A 19,136-nucleotide genomic window follows, 5' to 3' on the forward strand; every position below is an offset into this window, starting at 1 on the left:
TTTGTTCCGTGATTGAATCGGCCCGGGGCCTGTCGCCTGGATGGTAGATGGTTACGCCGCCTCCTGCACCAGCGCCAGCGCCCGCTGCAGTACTTCCGGCCCGGCGCCCGGTTTGTGGGCGTTCTCGCTCAGGTGGCGGCGAAAGCGGCGCGCTCCCGGCACGCCCTGGAAAAGCCCCAGCATATGGCGGGTGATATGGTTCAGGCGCGCGCCGCGCCCCATCTGTCGCTCGATATAGGGCAGCATCCGTTGCACCACTTCCGCCGGGGTTGGACCCGGCTCGCCCCCGAACAGTTCGCTGTCCACCTGCGCCAGCAGGTTGGGCATCTGGTAGGGAGCGCGCCCCAGCATAACACCGTCCAGTTGCCGCAGGTGCTCGCGGCACTCGTCGATACTGTTGATGCCGCCGTTCAGCACTATCTCCAGCTGTGGGTAGTCGCGCTTCAACTGGTAGACCATATCGTATTTGAGCGGCGGTATTTCGCGGTTCTGTTTTGGGCTGAGACCGTCCAGCCAGGCCTTGCGCGCGTGCACGATAAAAGTGCCGATACCGGCCTGCGCCTGGGCCTCGACAAAGCGCGTCAGGCCGGCGTAGTCCTCCATGTCGTCGATACCGATGCGGTGCTTGACCGTCACCGGGATGGACACCGCCCCGCGCATTGCCGCCAGCCCCTCGGCCACCAGCTCTGGCTCCGCCATCAGGCAGGCGCCGAAACGCCCGGACTGCACCCGATCGCTGGGGCAGCCGCAGTTCAGGTTGATCTCGCTGTAGCCCCACTGCTCGCCCATGCGCGCGCACTCCGCGAGCTCCCGCGGATCGCTGCCGCCCAGCTGCAGTGCCGTGGGCAGCTCGGCGGTGTCGAACTGCAGGTGCCGCTCGCGGTCGCCGTGAATCAGCGCACCGGTGGTGACCATCTCCGTATACAGCAGCGCGTGCCGGCTGAGCAGGCGCCACATATAACGGCAGTGACGGTCGCTCCAATCCATCAGGGGGGCAGTGCAAAAGCGGTGGGAGAGTGGGTCCGGCATATCTCGACTTCAGATTTCGGGGGCCTGCGGGTGATCCGCGGCGGAGGCGGAAAAAGGTGCTATATATTATCGCCGATTGTACCGGCAGTCGAAGCCGGGAGCCCGGTTTGCCGGGTTCACGATAGGGCTGGCAGTCCCCCGTCCGGCGATTGTGTGGACAGTTGCGTGTTTCCCCCCGCGCGGATTTTTTACACTTCCGGCAGTTGAGTCTCCAGGGAGTTGGATATGAAGTCTCTCACCAGGCTGGCCGGATCGGTCGGTACCCGGAGCAGGAATTTCCCCGGCGATGTCGGGCTGGTACAGGAACTGTTGAACCGGGCCGCGCGGGTGCTTTTTCCCTTCACCCGTCGGGCGTTGGGACTCCGGCGGGCGGGGCCGCCGGCGACGGTGCGGAGGTCCGCTTCCGCTCCTATGGCAACGGTGAGGTCAAGAATATCTACGGTGTGCAGGTTTACCGGGTAGACGAGACGCTGTTTCGCCTGCGGCGGCGATCTGCCGGGGCCGAAGCGCTGCTGACGGACTGGGTTGGCCTGGTGCCGGATTCGGTCGAGGAGAAATCCGGCCGTTACTTTCGCCCGCTGGAAAGCGGTGCGAGCCACGCACCCTGAACAATCGGCCGACCCTCCCGGGCCGATCGAATCCCGAAGCCCGACTCAGAAGCCCGGCTCAAAGATTGCGTTCCTTTTCCGACACGGCCGTCCGGCCCCTGCCTTTCGACAGCCCGCCACCGCCGTTGCCGCCGGCCTTGAGCGTCGGCCGCAACGTCTTGACGATCCTGCGGGCCGTGGCGCGATAGCTGGTGAGTTTGCCGCCGGCCACCGCCAGCATGCGCGGTTTCCGGTCGCTCTCGGCACAGATCATGGTTTCCCGCGGCCGCGAGAAGGGCCGCTTGTTGTCCCGGGGCAGCACCCGCAGGCCGGCGTAGCTGTCGCAGATATTGTGTACCTGCAGTGAGCGGGTCTGCGGAAAGCAGCGCTGCACCGTGCGCAACAGGTAATTCTCCTCCTCGATGGTCGGGGCCAGGTCGCGGGGATCCCCGCCGTAGCTGCGCTCGGTGGTGCCCACCAGGGTCTTGCCCTGCCAGGGCATCACGAATACCGCGCGGCCGTCCTCCGCCTCCAGGTAAAAGATCCGTTCGCCCAGGGAGATCGGCAGCTGGATATGGGTGCCGGCCACCAGGTCCAGCGGCGGCAGCGGCACCGGCGGGCTGCAGCGGGAGTTGGTGTCGGCGACCCAGGGCCCGCTGCAGTTCACCAGCGCCCGCGCGTGCAGGGTACTGAGCTGGCCGTCGGCCACATAGTCGACCCGCACGCCGGTGGCGGTCAGCTCCGCGCCAACCAGGCTGCCGGGGCAGATCAGTCGCGCGCCGCCGGCGATGGCGGATTCCACCACGTCGCGGGTCAGGGCGGCATCGTCGGTCTGGGCATCGTAATAGCGGAACACGGCGACCAGGTCCTCGGTTTCCAGGCCCGACAGCCGCTCCCATTCCGACCGGCGCAGGGTGCGAAAGCGCGAGTGGCGGTCGGCAACCCCGGCCAGCAGTGCGTAGAGGGTCAGGCCCAGGCGCACCAGCCAGGCGGGCCTCTGGCTGTAGCGGTAAACCGGGATATAGAAGGGTACCAGGCGCACCAGGCGGGGCTTGTTGGCCAGCAGCCAGCGGCGCTCGCGCAGGCATTCGCGCACCAGCCCCAACTGGCCGCTCTCCAGGTAGCGCAGGCCGCCGTGGATCAGCTTGGAAGAGCGCGACGAGGTGCCGGCGGCGATATCCAGCTGCTCCAGGATCGCCACCCGGTAGCCGGCCCGGGTCAGGGCCTCCGCTGCGCCGGCGCCCTGGATACCCGCGCCGACAACGAGGACGTCAAAATCCGTAGACATCGCTGGCTTCCCGGGAGCGCATCAACAGTGGCAGGTTGCCGGTGAGGATATGGTGCGCACCGCGCGCGCGCCAGCGCACCGCCTCCTCCGCGGAATTGATCTCGTACACCACCCACTGCCAGGGACCGGGGGGCAGTTCCTCGCATTCCACACTGCGGTCGCGAATCAGCAGGTAGTCCGGCGCCAGCGTGACCACCTCCGCCGACAGGCTGCGGGCCACGCTGTCCACCTTGAGCGCCACCCGGTGGCAGCCGAGGTTGCGCGCCAGGCGCAGGCTGCGGTTGTCCCGCGAGAGCAGGGCGACGGATTCGCTCTGCGGCAGCAGTTGTCGTACCAGCGGTGCGACGGCGGCGTCGGCCCCCATGCGCGCCAGTGTTTCCGGCGCCACTTCCACAAACCATTCCAGGTGCCTGTGGCGGGCGGCCCACGCCATCAGTTGCACGAATGAGGTGAGCCCCAGGCGCGCCAGCTGGTGGTCGCGCACCTGTGCGAACGGTCGGCTACCGCCGTGCGGCAGTGCGACCTCGCCGCAGTGGAAACACCACGGGGTGTCGTCGGCGCTGAACTGGATTTCGGTCTGGATGGCGCAGGCACCCAGGCCGTGTGCGCCCTCGAAGGCCGCGATGGTGTTCTGCGGATGGCGGGTTTTGTCGCCGCGGTGAGCAATCAGCATTGGAATCAGATCCGGGTGGCAGACGTTATTGTCATCCAAATGCGGGTAATACGGCGCCGGTAGCGCGCTGGATTACTCGAGTCTGAGCGGTTCCCGGCGGCGCTGTCACTGGCCGCCTCTCCTGATGGGCCCGGACGGAATTCCGCAACCGCGCTGCTTCAAAACGCCCGGCCCACTAAAAAAATAGTCGGTGCGGAAGATGTTGCAAGGTGGCTCGTCGACTCCCGCCGGCCCGGACCCGGGGCGTCGCATGGCACTGCGCCCGGACACCGCGGAAGCCGCCCGCGACGGCGGGTAAAATACTTTGTCCGCACCGCTAAAGCCCCCGGACGAGCCGCCGATAGAGACGCTATACGCAACGCGCACAGCGGTGGAGGGAGAGAGCAGTCGTGCTGATTATTGTCGGGTTCGTCATTGTCGCGCTGTCGGTGTTCGGGGGCTTCGCCCTTTCCGGCGGCCATCTGGGGCCGCTCTACCAGCCGATGGAGGTGCTGATCATCGTCGGCGCCGCGGTGGGGGCCTTTATCGCCGGCAACAACGGCAAGGCCATCAGCGCCACCCTGCGTGCGGCCTCCCGTCTGAAGCGGACCGGCGGCTACGACCGGGAACTGTCCATGGACCTGATGGCGCTGCAGTACCGGCTGCTGACCAAGATGCGCCGCGAGGGCGCCATCGGCATCGAGAAAGATATCGAGAATCCGCAGGACAGCCCGCTCTTTTCCGAACATCCGCGCATCCTGCGGGACCCGATGATCATGGGTTTCGCCACCGATTACCTGCGCCTGATGGTCAGCGGCAGCATGGACCCGCTGGAACTCGACGAACTGATGACCCACGAAATCGAGACTTTCGAGCACGAGGCGCGCATCCCGGCGGACGCACTGGCCAAGGTCGGCGACGCCCTGCCGGCGTTCGGCATCGTGGCCGCGGTGCTGGGGGTGGTGAAAGCCCTGGCGTCGGCCAGCGCCGGCGTCAGTGAAATCGGTGTGATGGTGGCCCAGGCCCTGGTGGGGACCTTTCTCGGCATCCTGCTGGCCTACGGTTTCGTCAACCCGATGGCCAGCCGTATCGAGCGCCAGGTACAGGAGGCGGTGAAGATACTGCAGTGCGTGCGCGTCACCCTGCTGGCCAGCCTCAACGGCTACGCCCCGCAGCTGGCGGTGGAATTCGGGCGCAAGACCATCGGCACGGCCGACCGGCCGTCGTTCGAAGAACTCGAGACCCATGTGCGCGCCGGCCGGGGCGGTGCGGCAGCGGCATGAACGGAATCGACAGCCGCATCGTCATCCGGCGCCCGCGCAAGGTCCGCCACGAACACCACGGCGGCGGCTGGAAGATCGCGCTGGCGGACCTGATGACCGCGCTGATGGCCCTGTTCCTGGTGCTGTGGATCGTCTCCACCGCCACCCCGCGGGAACTGCAGGGCCTGGCCGAGTATTTCCGCACGCCGCTGGCCGTGGCGCTGTCGAAGGGCGATCGCAGTACCGCCAGCACCAGCGTCATTCCCGGCGGCGGTCCGGATCCGGCCCACGCCGACGGCGAGCGCGCCCGTATCGATATCCGCACCCAGCGCCTGCCCGCCGATGTGCGCCGCAGCCTGATGGAGTTGCGCCACCGCATCGAGTCGGTCATCCAGGCCGACCCGGAACTGCGCGACATGCGCCAGCAGATGCGCTTTGAAATGACGCCGGAGGGGCTGCGTATCCAGCTGCTGGATACCGAGAGCCGACCCATGTTCCGCCTCGGCAGCGATGCTGTCGCGCCCTATATGCGCCGCCTGCTGCGCACCCTGGCGCCACTGCTGAACGAGTTGCCCAACCGCATCAGCATCAGCGGCCACACCGACAGCCTGCGCTACGCCGGCGGCGACAGCGGCTACAGCAACTGGGAACTGTCCGCCGACCGCGCCAACGCCTCGCGCCGCGAGCTGGTGGCCGGCGGTCTCGACAGCGACAGGTTGCTGCGGGTCACCGGCCTGGGGGACCAGGTGCCGATGCCGGGCAGCAATCCCGGCGATCCGGTCAACCGGCGTATCGCCATCCTGGTACTGGGGGAGCGGGCATCCACACGAATCGGCACCGCACCGCCGCGGTCAGTTCAAGCGCGTGAGTGAAGATGGATATTACCGAATTTTACGACACCTTTTTTGAGGAGGCGGGCGAGCTGCTGCTGGAGATGGAGACCCATCTGCTGGAGCTGGATCTGGACGCCCCGGACGCGGAGCAGCTCAACGCCATTTTCCGCGCGGCCCACTCGATCAAGGGTGGTGCCGGCACCTTTGGTTTCGAGGCTCTGCAGCGCACCACCCACCTGCTGGAAAACCTGCTCGACTACACCCGCCGCGGCGAACTGGCCCTGCGCCGGGATATTGTCGACATCTTTCTGGAAGCCAAAGATATGTTGAACGACCAACTGGACGCCTATCGCGGTGGCGAGGAGCCGGACCCGGAAGCGCTGGAGCGTATCTGCCAGACCCTGCGGCAACTGGCCCTGGAAGAGCTGGGGGAAGACGCCGACGTCGGCGGTGGCGCGGTTCCCGAACCGGCCCCGCGGGAGAAACAGGAGAAAAACGCGGAGCCCGCGCCGCAGCCGGAAACGGCCAGCGGCCGCCACTGTGTGGCGCTGCTGGATATGGTGGAAAAGGACCGCCAACTGCTGGTGGAGGAGCTGGCGCAGCTCGGCGATGTCGAGCGCCAGTCCGGCGACGACAGCCGCTACGAAGTGATCCTGCAGTCCACCGTCAGCGCCGCGGATATCGAGGCGGTGATGTGCTTCGTGGCCGAGCCGGAACAGCTGCAGGTGAGCGCATTGCCCGCGGCGCAGGCAGCGCCCGCGGCCACTGCCGAAAAAGCGCCGCCGGCCAAAGCCGGGCCCCCGCCGGCGGAAGCACCGGCGGCGAAGAAAAAACCGGCCGCCGCGGCAAAGAGTGGCGAATCCACTTCCATCCGCGTGCCGGTCAGCAAGGTGGACCAGATCATCAACCTGGTGGGCGAGCTGATCATCACCCAGTCGATGCTCAACCAGCAGCTGGAATCCTCCGGCAGCGACGATGGCGGCAAGCTGGCCAACGGCCTCAACCTGCTGGCGCGCAACGCGCGCGACCTGCAGGAAGCGGTGATGTCGGTGCGCATGGTGCCGATGGATTATGTCTTCAGCCGCTTCCCGCGCCTGGTGCGCGACCTGGCCGGCAAGCTGGACAAGGAAGTGGAGCTGGTGACCGAGGGCAAGTCCACCGAGCTGGACAAGGGCCTGACGGAAAAAATCATCGACCCGCTCACCCACCTGGTGCGCAACAGTCTCGACCACGGCATCGAATCCCCCGAGCGGCGCGAGGCGGCCGGCAAGTCCCGCAGCGGCTGCCTGACCCTGTCGGCCCAGCACCAGGGCGGCAATATCCTGATCGAGGTGGCCGACGACGGCGGCGGCCTGAACCGCGAGAAAATTCTCGCGCGGGCGCGGGAAAACGGTCTCTCCGCACCCGACAGCATGAGCGACGAGGAAGTCTGGCAACTGATTTTCGCACCGGGTTTCTCCACCGCCGAGGCGGTCAGCGATGTCTCCGGTCGCGGCGTGGGCATGGACGTGGTCAAGCGCAATATCCAGTCCATGGGCGGGCGCGTGGAAATCCTGTCGCAACCGGGGCAGGGCACCACCACCCGCATCGTGCTGCCGCTGACCCTGGCGATCCTCGACGGCATGTCGATTCGCGTGGGCACCGAGACTTTCATCCTGCCGGTGACCGGTGTGATCGAATCCCTGCAGCCGCAGCCGGACGACCTCTTCCCGATGGCGGGCGGCGATCTGCTGCTCAAGGTACGCGAGGACTACCTGCCGCTGGTGGCAACCCACAGCGCCATGGAAGTGGACGGCGCGGAGACGGATCCGACCCGCGCCATCGCCGTGATCGTACAGGGTGAGGGACGCCGCTACGCACTGATGGTGGACGAACTGGTCGGCCAGCAGCAGGTGGTGGTGAAAAACCTGGAAACCAATTACCGCAAAGTGCCCGGCGTGTCCGCCGCCACCATCCTCGGCGACGGCAGTGTGGCATTGATCCTGGATATTGCCGGCCTCGACCGGCTGGGCCAGAGCAAAAAAGAAAACCCGATTTTTGCGGCCGCATCACCGGCCCGCAGCGCACAGGAGATCGAACTGACATGAGCAACGCCGCCAAGGAAACTGTCGCCGAAGCCGGCAGCCGGGAGTTCCTGGTCTTTTCCCTCGGGGACGAGGAGTACGCCATCGATATCCTCAAGGTGCAGGAGATCCGCGGCTACGAAAATGTCACCCGTATCGCCAACGCGCCGGAATTCATCAAGGGCGTGGCCAACCTGCGCGGCATCATCGTGCCGATCGTCGACCTGCGGCTGAAATTCCGCCTGGAGAAAGTCGAGTACGACGAGCAGACGGTGGTGATCGTGGTCAATATCGAGGATCGCGTCGTGGGTATTGTCGTCGACCGGGTCTCCGACGTCATGACCCTGGAGGCGGAACAGATCAAGCCGGCACCCGAATTCGGCGTCAGCCTGCCGCTCGCCTACCTGGACGGCCTGGGCAACCTGGACGAGCGCATGCTGGTGCTGGTGAATATCGAGAAACTGCTCACCAGCGAGGAAATGGCGCTGGTGGAAGAAGTCGGGGAGTAGCGGCGATGCGCAACAACCAGCCGGTGACGGACCGCGAGTATCCGCTGCGCGAACACCACTTCCTGATTTCCCGCACCGACCTCAGCGGGCGCATCACCTACGCCAACCCGGCGTTCGTGGAAGTCAGCGGGTTCGATCGCGGCGAACTGGTGGGCGCACACCACAATATCGTGCGCCACCCGGATATGCCGCGCGAGGCATTCGCCGACCTGTGGGCCACGGTCAAGCGCGGCGAAACCTGGATCGGGCTGGTGAAAAACCGGCGCAAGGACGGCGATCACTACTGGGTCCGCGCCCATGTGACGCCGGTGCTGGAACAAGGCGAGGTCACCGGTTATGTATCCGTGCGGCTGTGCGCCGAACGCGAGGAAATCGATCGCGCCGAGGCCCAGTACCGCGCGCTGCGCGAAGGTGACGGCCGGCGCCTGACGGTTCGCGATGGCCGCGTGGTGGCGCGCGGCCCGCTGGGCCGGCTGCCGCGCCTCGGTATCAGTTCCCTGAAAACGCGCCTGCGCCTGCTGGCAGTGGCGGCGACACTGCTGCTGGGCGGCAGCGCCGCACTCACCTGGCGTGCGCTCGGCGATACCGTGTCGGCGGAATTGCTGCGCGCCCAGTTGCTGCTGTTCGGGCTGGGTGCGCCGCTGTTGATCGCGCTGGCCTGGATCGCCGGGCGCGCCGCACTGCACCCGCTGCGCGCGGCCCGCGACTGCACCCTGCAGATCGCCGCCGGCAACCTGGGGGCGCGCCTGCCGCAGGGCGTCGGCGGCGAGGCCGGGCGGCTGGTGGCGGCGCTGGAGATCATGCGCCGCAGCCTCGCCAGTATCGTCGGCGAGGTCAACGGCGGCGTCGCCGTGGTGGAACCGGCGGCACGCGAGATCGCCGCCGGCAACGGCGAGCTGTCCGCGCGCTCCGAACAGCAGGCCGCCTCGCTGCAGCAGACCGCCTCCAGCATGGAGGAAATGACCGTGACCGTGGGCCAGAACGCGGACAACGCGCGCCAGGCCAGCGGCCTCGCCCGCGACGCCGCGCGCGCGGTGAAAGACAGCGGCGAATCCATGGGGCAGCTGGTGGAACGCATGGGCCGCATTACCGGCAGCTCCAAGCAGATGGCGGCGATTATCGAGACCATCGACGGCATCGCCTTCCAGACCAACATCCTCGCCCTCAACGCTTCGGTGGAGGCGGCCCGCGCCGGCGAACACGGGCGCGGTTTCGCTGTGGTGGCGCAGGAGGTGCGCAGCCTCGCCGGGCGTTCCGCCGACGCCGCGCGCGAGATCCGCGGCCTGATCGACGGCTCCGCGCGGGAGATCGACGGCGGCGCGCAACTGGTGCGCAGTGCCGAGTCGTCCATGGCCTCGGTGATCGACGCGGTCACCCGCGTCAACGATATTGTCGAGGAGATATCCGCGGCCTCCGCGGAGCAGACCACCGGCATCTCGCAGATCAGCCAGGCGGTGACGCAGATGGACGAAGTCACACAACAGAATGCCAGCAGTGTGCAGGTCACCGCGCGCGCGTCCGCATCGCTGGAATCGCGTATCGAACAGCTGTCGCAGGCGGTGGCGGTATTCCAGCTGGCGGGCGATCGTCCGCGCCGGCGGGCGACCGGTGCGGCCGCCGCGCAAATACCGGAACCGTCACGTTGAACGCCGGGGTGTCTGCCGCCGCCGGCGGGGGCGCGCCCGCTCCCGGGCGCGACCTGCTGTTTACCGAGACCGATTTCGCGCGCATTCGCGAACTGATCGGCCGGCGCGCCGGCATTGTGCTGGCGGAGCACAAGCGGGATATGGTCTACACGCGTATCGGCCGGCGCCTGCGCCAGTGCGGGCTGAACCGTTTCTCGGACTACCTGGCACTGCTGGAACGGGAGAGCGGTGGCGCCGAGTGGCAGGAGTTCACCAACGCGCTGACCACCAACCTCACCGCTTTTTTTCGTGAGCTGCACCATTTCCCGTTGCTGGTCGAACACCTGCGCGGGCGGCGCCGGCCGCTGACCGTCTGGAGCGCCGGCGCCTCCACCGGCGAGGAACCCTATTCCATCGCCATGGCGCTGCTCGAGGCACTCGGCGACGGCGCCGATCTCGAGGTGCGCGCCACGGATATCGATACCGGCGCACTGGAGCGGGCCCGCAGCGGTATCTACCCGCTGGACCAGGTGCGGCGCCAGGTCGACGAACAGCGCATCAAGCGCTTTTTCCTCCGCGGCGGCGGCCGCCATACCGGCTTTGCCCGCATCCGCCCCGAGGTGGCCGCGCGGGTGCGTTTCGAATCGCTGAACCTGATTGCGCCCCAGTGGCCCGCCGCCGGTACCTTCGACGCGATTTTCTGTCGCAACGTGATGATCTATTTCGATCACGCCACCCAGGCCCAGATACTGCAACGCTTCGCGCCGCTGCTGAAGCGCGACGGCCTGCTGTTTGTCGGCCACTCCGAGAGCCTCTCCCATATCAGCGACCGGTTCCTCCTGCGCGGCCAGACGGTCTACACCCGCACAGGCGGCTGAGCCGCCACTGCATTCCCTCCCATCGACCCCCTTTTCAGTTGAGTGCACGGCAGTTCGCCACACAGTGATTTTTTCCATCACAAAAGCATCGGAAAAATATTTTTCAACCGCCAGCTAAAGCGCCGCCCGGATCGGCCGATGCATAGGGAAAGCAAAGGCGAAGTGCGTCGGTCCGGCCGGCAGCGGCCGCGAGTAAAAGCAGGTTTTGCGCATGGAGAAAATCAGGGTCCTGTGTGTGGACGATTCGGCGCTGATCCGGGGCTTGATGCGCGAAATCATCAATGCCCAGCCGGATATGGAAGTCGTTGCGGTTGCGCCGGACCCGCTGGTGGCGCGCGACCTGATCAAGAGCCACAACCCGGATGTACTGACGCTGGACGTGGAAATGCCGCGCATGGACGGGCTGGATTTTCTCGAGCGCCTGATGCGCCTGAGGCCCATGCCGGTACTGATGGTGTCGTCGCTGACCGCGGCCGGATCGGAAATCACCCTGCGGGCCCTGGAACTCGGCGCGGTGGATTTCCTGCAGAAACCCTCGATGGGTATTCGCAGCGGCCTGATGGAATACAGCGCGGTGATCGGCGAGAAGGTACGCGCAGCGGCCCGCTCGCGCCCGAAGCGAATCCGGGCCCGGCAACAGTCGCCGGTGCGGGAGCTGGAGCCGGTCATGGTGTCCAGCGAAAAGCTGGTGGCCCTGGGGGCCTCGACCGGCGGCCCGGAGGCGATCCGCCGGGTGCTGGAACCGCTGCCGGCCAACAGCCCGGCGATCCTGATCGCCCAGCATATGCCCGGCGGCTTTACCCGCTCCTTTGCGGAGCGGCTCGACCGCCTCTGCCGCATCCGCGTGAAAGAGGCCGAGGCCGGCGAACGGGTACTGCCCGGGCACGCCTATATCGCCCCCGGCGACCGCCACCTGAAATTGAAACGCAGCGGTGCCAACTATGTGGTGCAACTGGACGACGCGGCGCCGGTCAACCGGCACCGGCCTTCGGTGGACGTGCTGTTCCGGTCGACCGCGGAGCAGGCCGGCCGCAACGCCATCGGCGTACTGCTGACCGGCATGGGCAAGGACGGCGCGCCGGGGTTGCTGGCAATGCGTGAGGCCGGCGCGCCGACACTGGCCCAGGACGAGGCCACATCGCTGGTTTTCGGAATGCCGCGCGAGGCGATCGCGCTGGGGGCGGCCACCGAGGTGGTGGCGCTGGAAGAAGTGGCCGGGCGCATGATGGCACTGGCCGCGGCGTCCGGGCGTGCGCAGAGGGTTTGATCGTGTGAAGAAAGAACCGATACACCAGTTTTTGACCCGGCGATGGCCGCAGTGGCGCGCCGTCGCCGCCGGGGTGATCGAGCGCGGACGCGATCGATTTTCCAGGTTTTCGACCCAGTTGCTTTTTCGGCTACCCGCCAGACAAAGCGCAACACTCATCAATAATGCGAGATTGCACGAGGAGGATACGCCGGCCATGATGAAATTGATCCGGAATCTCAATATCAACACGATAGTGGCGGGTGTGCTGGTGTGCTGCACCCTGCTGATCGGGGCGCTTTCCGCCCTGCGCTTTACCACCAACCAGGTCGGCGAAAACGCCGTGCAGACCCTGCACCGGATCAACGTGCAGGAACTGCACGATATTTTCCGGGCCATCACTGTGCTCAACCAGGCGCGCATCGAAATGGACCTGGGCGCCGACGAGCTGGCTGCCGGCCGCAGCCTGACCGCGAAAACCTACCTCAACGGCGTGCCCGAGTACCTGGCGCGCGCCGAGCAGCAGTTCACCGCCGTGCGCGAGCTGGAGCACGACGACAAGGCCGCAGCGCGCCTCGAGGAACTGAACGTCGCCTTCCCGGAAGTATTGGGAGAAGTGCGCGGCCAGTTGCAACTGCTGCTGCAGGACGATCCGGACCTGGAGGGCTACAGGGAGCGCCAGGAGGATGTCAGTGTCCTCAACGATGACCTCAACACTGCGCTGCTGGCCATTCTCGACACCGCGGGCCAGGAGAGCGCCGACCTGATGGACGAGTACCACGATAAAATCGGGCTCTACGGCAATATCGGTATCGCGGTACTCGCCACCATTTTCGTGATCCTGGTATTGATCTACCTGCTGCTGCGCCAGGTCGTCGTGCGGCCGCTGGGCGAGGCGGTGGAAAACCTGCAGCGTATTGCCCGCGCCGACCTGTCGCGCCCGATCAGCGACCGGGGCCGCAACGAGATCGGCAAACTGTTCAGTGCCATGCGCGAAATGCGCGACAGTCTCAGCGGTATCGTCACCCAGGTGCGCACCGGCAGCAGCTCCTTCCATACCGGCTCCTCGGAAATTGCGCGCGGCAACGCCGACCTGTCCTCGCGCACCGAGCAGCAGGCCGCCTCCCTGGAAGAGACCGCCACCAGCATGGAGCAGCTGACCGCCACGGTGAAACAGAACGCCGACAACGCGCGCCAGGCCAGCGGCCTGGCCAGCGATGCCTCCGGTACCGCATCCCGCGGCGGCGAGGTGATGCAGCAGGTCTCCAGCAAGATGCAGGGCATTACCGAGAGCTCGCGCAAGGTGGCGGATATCACCGGCATGATCGACTCCATCGCCTTCCAGACCAATATTCTCGCGCTCAACGCCTCGGTGGAGGCGGCGCGCGCCGGTGAACAGGGCCGCGGTTTTGCGGTGGTGGCCGGCGAAGTGCGCAACCTGGCCGGCAACAGCGCCGACGCCGCGCGCCAGATCAAGGAGCTGATCGAGAATTCCGCCACCGAGGTGGAAGAGGGCTCCGCGCTGGTGCAGCAGGCCGGCGATACCATGCGGGAAGTGCTGGATGCGGTCACCCGTGTGGCCGACATCATGGACGAGATCTCTGCAGCCTCCCAGGAGCAGAGCGGCGGTATCGAGCAGGTCAGCCAGGCCGTCAGCCAGATGGACGAGATGACCCAGCAGAACGCCGCGCTGGTGGAAGAGACCACCGCCGCCGCCGCCTCCCTGGAACAGCAGGCGCAGCGCCTTGCGGAAACCGTGTCCGTGTTCCGCCTGCGCGCCGGCAGCGAGGCGGGTGCCAGCGATGGGGAAAACGCCCGGGGGCCCGCTGATCGCGAACAGGGCAGTGCCCGGGAGCGCACCCCAGCCGCTGCAGAGCGGCGCCCGGCGCGCGACACCGCCGCGGAAACCCGTGCGGAAGCGGTGGCCGAGAGCGACGGCGACTGGGAAGAATTCTGAGCCGGTGCGGCCGCGCCGTGGCTGCACCCTGAACAATTTATTGCCGGCCATCTGCGCCGGGCCATCGACGATCGAGTGAGAAGTGAAAAATGGATAAGGGTATGAAAATTCTGGTGGTGGACGATTTCCCCACCATGCGCCGCATCGTTCGCAGCCTGCTGAAGGAGCTGGGATTCAACAATGTGGACGAGGCCGAAGACGGCCAGGAGGGGCTGCAGAAACTCGCCAGTGGCGACTTCGAATTCGTGGTTTCGGACTGGAATATGCCCAACCTGAACGGCCTCGACATGCTCAAGCAGATCCGCGCCGACGACGCGCTGAAATCCCTGCCGGTGTTGATGGTCACCGCCGAGGCGAAAAAGGACAATATCGTCGCCGCCGCCCAGGCCGGCGCCAACGGCTATATCGTCAAGCCGTTTACCGCCGCCACCCTGGAGGAAAAGCTCAACAAGATTTTCGAGAAGCTGGGCAAGTGACCGGCCACTATGGTGAGGAGAAGCGACTATGAGTGGTGAGGCACGGCAGATGGCCGCCCCCGGCAGCGCGCCCAATGACGATCTGGTACAGCGCATCGGGCAGCTCACGCGGATGCTGCGCGAGAGCATGCGCGAACTGGGCCTGGACAAGGAAGTGGAAAAGGCCGCGGAGGCAATTCCCGATGCCCGCGCCCGCCTGAACTATGTGGCCGCCATGACCGAACAGGCCGCGGACCGGGTGCTGAACGCGGTGGACCGCGCGCAGCCGCTGCAGAACGATATCGAGAGCCGCGCCGAGGCGCTCGACCGCCAGTGGCAGGCCTGGTTTGAAAACCCGGTGGAGCTGGAGGATGCGCGCGAACTGGTAAAAGACACCCGCGCCTATCTCGGCGCCGTACCGGAAATGGCCCGCGGCACTGGCCGGGAACTGCTGGAAATCACCATGGCCCAGGATTTCCAGGACCTGACCGGCCAGGTGCTGAAGAAAATGATGGATGTGATCAGCGAGGTGGAGCGCCAGCTGGTACAGGCGCTGCTGGAAAATCTGCCCGAAGACGGCGAGCGCGAGGCCTTGCGCCAGCGCATGGAAGGCGGCGAAGCGGCGGAAGCCGGCGGCGACGCATCCCTGGTCAACGGCCCACAGATCGATGGCGGCGGCGAGGATGTAGTCAGCAGCCAGGACCAGGTGGATGCGCTGCTGGACGAGCTGGGGTTCTGATCTCCCGGATTCCGCTGCGCTCCATCCGGGCTACGTTTGCCCGCGAGTCATGTAGCCCGGATGCAGGCGCGCAGCGCCGGAATCCGGGGGCCGGCCCGAGCGCATCTCTTCCGGCAAACAGACGCCGATAAATCACTCTAATCGTCGAATCGACGCGATCAGCTTTTATCCACAATGGCGGCAGTAAAGCGAAACTGCGCAAGTTGCCGCCATGGCCGACGAGACCGAAGATCAGGAGAAGACAGAAGCCGCCACACCCCGGCGCCTGGAAAAGGCGCGCGAGGAGGGGCAGGTGGCGCGCTCGCGGGAACTGGCCACGGTGCTGCTGCTGGCCGGCGGTGTGGGTGGCCTGTGGGCCATGGGGCCGCTGCTGTTCGGCAAGGTGGGGCTGGTCATGGAACAGTCCTTCCTGTTCGAGCGCCAGCAGGCGCTGGACCCGGCGGTGATGCTGTCCCACGTCGCGGACCTTTTTGCGCGCGGCCTGTTCGCGCTGATGCCGCTGTTCCTGCTGCTGGCGCTGCTCGCGCTGGTGGCGCCCAACCTGCTGGGCGGTTTCCTGGTCTCCGCCAAGTCCCTCAAGCCGCAGTTCTCCAAGCTCAATCCCCTCAAAGGCCTCAAGCGGCAGTTCTCTTCCCAGGCGCTGGCCGAGCTGGCCAAGGCGGTGGCCAAGTCGGTGCTGGTCGGGTCGGTGGTGGCCGCCTTCCTGGCCAGCCGCCGCGGCGAATTCTTTGCGCTGATGGACCAGCCGGTGGAGCAGGCGCTGGCCGGCGCGCTGTCGCTGGCGGCACAGGCCTGTGGGCTGATGGTGTTTTCGCTGGTGGTGGTGATCCTGATCGACGTGCCCTACCAGCTTTGGAGCCACGCGAAAAAACTGCGTATGAGCAAGGAAGAAATCAAGCGCGAGCACAAGGAAACCGAGGGCGATCCGCAGCTCAAGGGGCGCATCCGCCAGCAACAGCAGGCCATGGCTCGCAACCGCATGATGAGCAAGGTGCCCGATGCGGATGTGATCGTCACCAACCCGACCCACTACGCGGTGGCACTGCACTACGACGAACACCGCATGGGCGCCCCGCGCGTGGTGGCCAAAGGGGTGGACGCGGTGGCTGCGCGCATTCGCGAACTGGGCGGCGAGCACCGGGTGCCGCTGTTGGAAGCGCCGGCACTGGCGCGCTCGCTGTACCGGCACGTGGACCTGGATTGCGAAATTCCCGGCCCGCTCTACACCGCCGTGGCCGAGGTGCTGGCCTGGGCCATGCGCCTGAAGAGCGCCCGCCGCGACGGCACTGAATTGCCGCAGACCCCGGCGCAGTTGCCGGTTCCCGAAGAATTGGAGGTAGCGCCATGACAACGGCAAACGCAAACCCGGGGGCGGGCGGCTGGCTCGGCGCACCCGGTGGCAAGGTACTGGCGGGTCCGGTGTTGATCCTGCTGATCATGGCGATGCTGATACTGCCGCTGCCGCCCTTCGCGCTGGATGTCTTCTTCACGTTCAATATTGCGCTGTCGCTGATGGTGCTGCTGGTCAGCATGTTCACATTGAGCGCGCTCGAGTTCGCCGCCTTCCCGGCGATACTGCTGTTTACCACGCTGTTGCGCCTGGCCCTGAACGTGGCCTCCACCCGCGTGGTGCTGATGGAGGGCCACAGCGGCGGCGCCGCGGCGGGCAAGGTGATCGAGGCCTTCGGCCAGTTCCTGGTCGGTGGCAATTTCGCCGTGGGGCTGGTGGTATTCCTGATCCTGGTGGTGATCAATTTCATGGTCATCACCAAGGGCGCCGGCCGCATCGCCGAAGTGGGCGCGCGCTTTATGCTCGACGCCATGCCCGGCAAGCAGATGGCCATCGATGCCGACCTGAACGCCGGCTTGATCGGCGAGGAAGAGGCGCGCCAGCGCCGCACGGATGTGGCGCAGGAGGCGGATTTCTACGGCTCCATGGACGGCGCCAGCAAATTCGTGCGCGGCGACGCCGTGGCCGGCCTGGTGATCATGGCGGTGAATATTATCGGCGGCCTGCTGATCGGCATGCTGCAGCACGACATGTCCTTTTCCGATGCCGGCCGTACCTACACGCTATTGACCATCGGCGACGGCCTGGTGGCGCAGATACCGGCGCTGGTGATTTCCACCGCCGCCGGCGTGACCGTATCGCGGGTCAATACCGATCAGGATGTGGGCCAGCAGATGATCGGCCAACTGCTCACCAACCCGCGGGTGCTGTTCCTGGCCGCGGGTGTGATGGGCCTGTTGGGGCTGGTGCCGGGTATGCCCAATTTCGTCTTCCTGCTGTTTACGTTGCTGCTGGCGGGCCTGGCCTGGTTCCTGATCCGGCGTCGCGACAACCAGCTGGCCGAGGAACAGGTCAGCGCCGAACCGCCGCCGCAACCGCAGGACCCCGAGGCGAGCTGGGACGACGTGCAGCTGATCGATACCCTGGGCCTGGAAGTGGGACACCGCCTGATTCCGCTGGTGGACCAGCGCCAGCAGGGCGAACTGTTGGGACGCATCAAGAGCGTGCGCAAAAAATTCGCACGGGAGGTGGGTTTCCTGCCGCCGGTGGTGCATATCCGCGATAACCTCGAACTGGGGGCCAACAGCTACCTGATTGCGCTCAAGGGCGCGGAAGTCGGTCGCGGCGAGGCCTATCCCGGCAAGTGGCTGGCGATCAATCCCGGTGAGGTTACCGGCGAACTGCAGGGCACCGTCACACAAGATCCCGCTTTCGGCCTGCCGGCGGTGTGGATCGAGTCGGAGCAGCGCGAGCGCGCGCAGGTTTACGGTTACACGGTGGTGGACGCCAGCACCGTGGTGGCCACGCATTTCAACCACCTGCTGCACCGCCACTCGGCGGAGATGCTCGGTCGCCAAGAGGTACAGCAACTGCTGGACAAGCTCGGCGGCGAAAGCAAGAGCCTGGTGGAGGAAGTGGTGCCGAAAACGGTGTCGCTGACCGCCGTGCAGCGGATACTGCAGAACCTGCTCGACGAGGAGGTGCCGATCCGCGATCTGCGCACCATCCTCGACACCCTCGCCGATCGCGGCGGCCAGCAGGCGGACCCGCTCGAGCTCACCGCCTGGGTGCGCGTGGCGCTGGGCCGCGCCATTGTGCACCAGTGCTTCCCGGGCAGCGGCGAACTGCATGTGATCGGTCTCGACAGCCAGCTGGAGCAGGTGCTCGGCCAGGCGCTGGAGGGCGGCGGTGCGCTGGAACCCGGCTTGGCGGATACACTGATGAACCAGGCCGCCGCGGCCCTGGAGCGCCAGGAGGCCGCCGGCGAGCCGCCGGTGCTGGTTGTACAGCACAGCCTGCGCCCACTGTTGGCGCACTTCCTGCGCCGGCGCCTGCGCCACCTGGCGGTACTGTCCCAGGCGGAAATCCCCGAGGACCGCACGCTGAAAATCACCAGCCTGATCGGCGGTCGCTCGTGAATTGGCGCGCGATGCAGATCGCGGTGCTGGTCGCCTCGTTCGGTGTCCCCCCGTGCACTGCGGCACCGGGCAGCTGGGCCGCTTCACCGGAGGTGCCGCGGCCGGCGGTGGCCGGGCGCATTTATCGCAGCGCAATTGTCGCAGTACCGGAGCGGGCCGCGGCACAGGAAATTCGCCGCGTGGCCTGGCACTGGCGCGCCGGCGCTGCGCTGCAGGCCTGGTTGTGCCAGCGCGAGCACTGCAGGAAACTGCCGGGCCGGCGCGGCAGGGAGGCACTGTTCAACGGCCGGCCCGCCGCTATACCGCTGCATTTCCGCTTCCGCCTGCCCGCGGGAAAAACCCGCGCGGTAGATATCTCGCAACTGTCGCTGGTGGTGGAGTACGGAATGGCCCGCTAGCGGGTCGTAGGAGCCTGCCCTGCAGGCGAATGGTAACGCTGGCCGCGGAACTGGCTCGCGCCCCGGCGACCTTGCGCGGTCGGCCGCATCCGCGATCGCCACACCCGACACTCCCGTCAAACCCCCGATAAGCCGACAACAATCCCCGCTTTTCCCCGCTTCCGATTTTCCCGCAGCGCAAATAAT

17 protein-coding genes are annotated in these 19,136 nt (G+C 66.6%); 14 read left to right on the forward strand and 3 right to left on the reverse strand.

The annotated features are described in order from the left end of the window. Window positions 1-51: 51 nt before the first annotated feature. Window positions 52-1,029 (reverse strand): tRNA dihydrouridine(20/20a) synthase DusA, encoded by a 978-nt coding sequence (gene dusA, locus MWN76_RS04470; RefSeq protein ID WP_284500093.1) that lies wholly within the window; start codon window positions 1,027-1,029, stop codon window positions 52-54. Between the two features lie 443 nt (window positions 1,030-1,472). Between dusA and MWN76_RS21340 the strand changes: the two genes are divergently transcribed. Then, window positions 1,473-1,637, forward strand: a complete 165-nt coding sequence (locus tag MWN76_RS21340) for a hypothetical protein (RefSeq protein WP_250459663.1) — start codon at window positions 1,473-1,475, stop codon at window positions 1,635-1,637. 58 nt (window positions 1,638-1,695) lie between these two features. Here MWN76_RS21340 and MWN76_RS04480 read toward each other — a convergent pair whose 3' ends face one another. Together MWN76_RS04480 and MWN76_RS04485 are read right to left on the reverse strand one after the other, a co-directional pair. Then, window positions 1,696-2,904, reverse strand: coding sequence for a glycerol-3-phosphate dehydrogenase/oxidase (locus MWN76_RS04480; protein WP_250459664.1), 1,209 nt, complete (start codon window positions 2,902-2,904; stop codon window positions 1,696-1,698). After that, on the reverse strand, window positions 2,888-3,577 hold the full coding sequence (locus MWN76_RS04485; RefSeq protein ID WP_250459665.1) for a glycerophosphodiester phosphodiesterase family protein: 690 nt from the start codon (window positions 3,575-3,577) through the stop codon (window positions 2,888-2,890). The genes MWN76_RS04480 and MWN76_RS04485 overlap by 17 nt, the downstream gene beginning before the upstream one ends. Window positions 3,578-3,966: 389 nt before the next feature. On the opposite strand from MWN76_RS04485, the gene motA reads away from it, so the two are divergent. From motA to MWN76_RS04555, 13 genes are all read left to right on the forward strand, one after another. Then, the gene (gene motA / locus MWN76_RS04490; protein ID WP_250459666.1) at window positions 3,967-4,839 is read left to right on the forward strand and encodes a flagellar motor stator protein MotA; all 873 of its coding nucleotides are present in this window, start codon (window positions 3,967-3,969) and stop codon (window positions 4,837-4,839) included. Continuing rightward, on the forward strand, window positions 4,836-5,690 hold the full coding sequence (gene motB / locus MWN76_RS04495; protein ID WP_250459667.1) for a flagellar motor protein MotB: 855 nt from the start codon (window positions 4,836-4,838) through the stop codon (window positions 5,688-5,690). Before motA ends, motB begins: the two co-directional genes overlap by 4 nt. Before the next feature lie 2 nt (window positions 5,691-5,692). Beyond that, window positions 5,693-7,738: a chemotaxis protein CheA gene (cheA, locus tag MWN76_RS04500; RefSeq protein ID WP_250459668.1), complete on the forward strand. Its 2,046-nt coding sequence runs from the start codon at window positions 5,693-5,695 to the stop codon at window positions 7,736-7,738. Then, window positions 7,735-8,223: a chemotaxis protein CheW gene (locus tag MWN76_RS04505; RefSeq protein ID WP_250459670.1), complete on the forward strand. Its 489-nt coding sequence runs from the start codon at window positions 7,735-7,737 to the stop codon at window positions 8,221-8,223. The genes cheA and MWN76_RS04505 overlap by 4 nt, the downstream gene beginning before the upstream one ends. A 5-nt stretch (window positions 8,224-8,228) precedes the next feature. Next, on the forward strand, window positions 8,229-9,869 hold the full coding sequence (locus tag MWN76_RS04510) for a methyl-accepting chemotaxis protein (RefSeq protein WP_250459672.1): 1,641 nt from the start codon (window positions 8,229-8,231) through the stop codon (window positions 9,867-9,869). Then, on the forward strand, window positions 9,866-10,726 hold the full coding sequence (locus MWN76_RS04515; protein ID WP_250459674.1) for a CheR family methyltransferase: 861 nt from the start codon (window positions 9,866-9,868) through the stop codon (window positions 10,724-10,726). Before MWN76_RS04510 ends, MWN76_RS04515 begins: the two co-directional genes overlap by 4 nt. A 211-nt stretch (window positions 10,727-10,937) precedes the next feature. Beyond that, window positions 10,938-11,993: a protein-glutamate methylesterase/protein-glutamine glutaminase gene (locus MWN76_RS04520; RefSeq protein ID WP_250459676.1), complete on the forward strand. Its 1,056-nt coding sequence runs from the start codon at window positions 10,938-10,940 to the stop codon at window positions 11,991-11,993. 196 nt (window positions 11,994-12,189) lie between these two features. Further along, complete coding sequence (locus MWN76_RS20910; protein WP_284500094.1) at window positions 12,190-13,929, forward strand: methyl-accepting chemotaxis protein; 1,740 nt, start codon at window positions 12,190-12,192, stop codon at window positions 13,927-13,929. An 89-nt stretch (window positions 13,930-14,018) separates the two neighbouring features. Beyond that, window positions 14,019-14,405: a chemotaxis response regulator CheY gene (cheY, locus tag MWN76_RS04535; RefSeq protein WP_250459678.1), complete on the forward strand. Its 387-nt coding sequence runs from the start codon at window positions 14,019-14,021 to the stop codon at window positions 14,403-14,405. Between the two features lie 28 nt (window positions 14,406-14,433). Further along, window positions 14,434-15,123 (forward strand): protein phosphatase CheZ, encoded by a 690-nt coding sequence (gene cheZ, locus MWN76_RS04540; protein WP_250459680.1) that lies wholly within the window; start codon window positions 14,434-14,436, stop codon window positions 15,121-15,123. A gap of 211 nt (window positions 15,124-15,334) precedes the next feature. Further along, a complete protein-coding gene (gene flhB / locus MWN76_RS04545) occupies window positions 15,335-16,471 on the forward strand; it encodes a flagellar biosynthesis protein FlhB (protein ID WP_250459682.1) in 1,137 nt (378 codons plus the stop codon). Then, window positions 16,468-18,552: a flagellar biosynthesis protein FlhA gene (flhA, locus tag MWN76_RS04550; protein ID WP_250459684.1), complete on the forward strand. Its 2,085-nt coding sequence runs from the start codon at window positions 16,468-16,470 to the stop codon at window positions 18,550-18,552. Before flhB ends, flhA begins: the two co-directional genes overlap by 4 nt. Next, window positions 18,549-18,950, forward strand: a complete 402-nt coding sequence (locus MWN76_RS04555) for a flagellar protein FlhE (RefSeq protein WP_250459686.1) — start codon at window positions 18,549-18,551, stop codon at window positions 18,948-18,950. The genes flhA and MWN76_RS04555 overlap by 4 nt, the downstream gene beginning before the upstream one ends. Window positions 18,951-19,136 lie beyond the last annotated feature (186 nt).

Origin of the sequence: Microbulbifer litoralis (assembly GCF_023634065.1) — a bacterium.
Classification (GTDB): Bacteria; Pseudomonadota; Gammaproteobacteria; order Pseudomonadales; family Cellvibrionaceae; genus Microbulbifer; species Microbulbifer litoralis.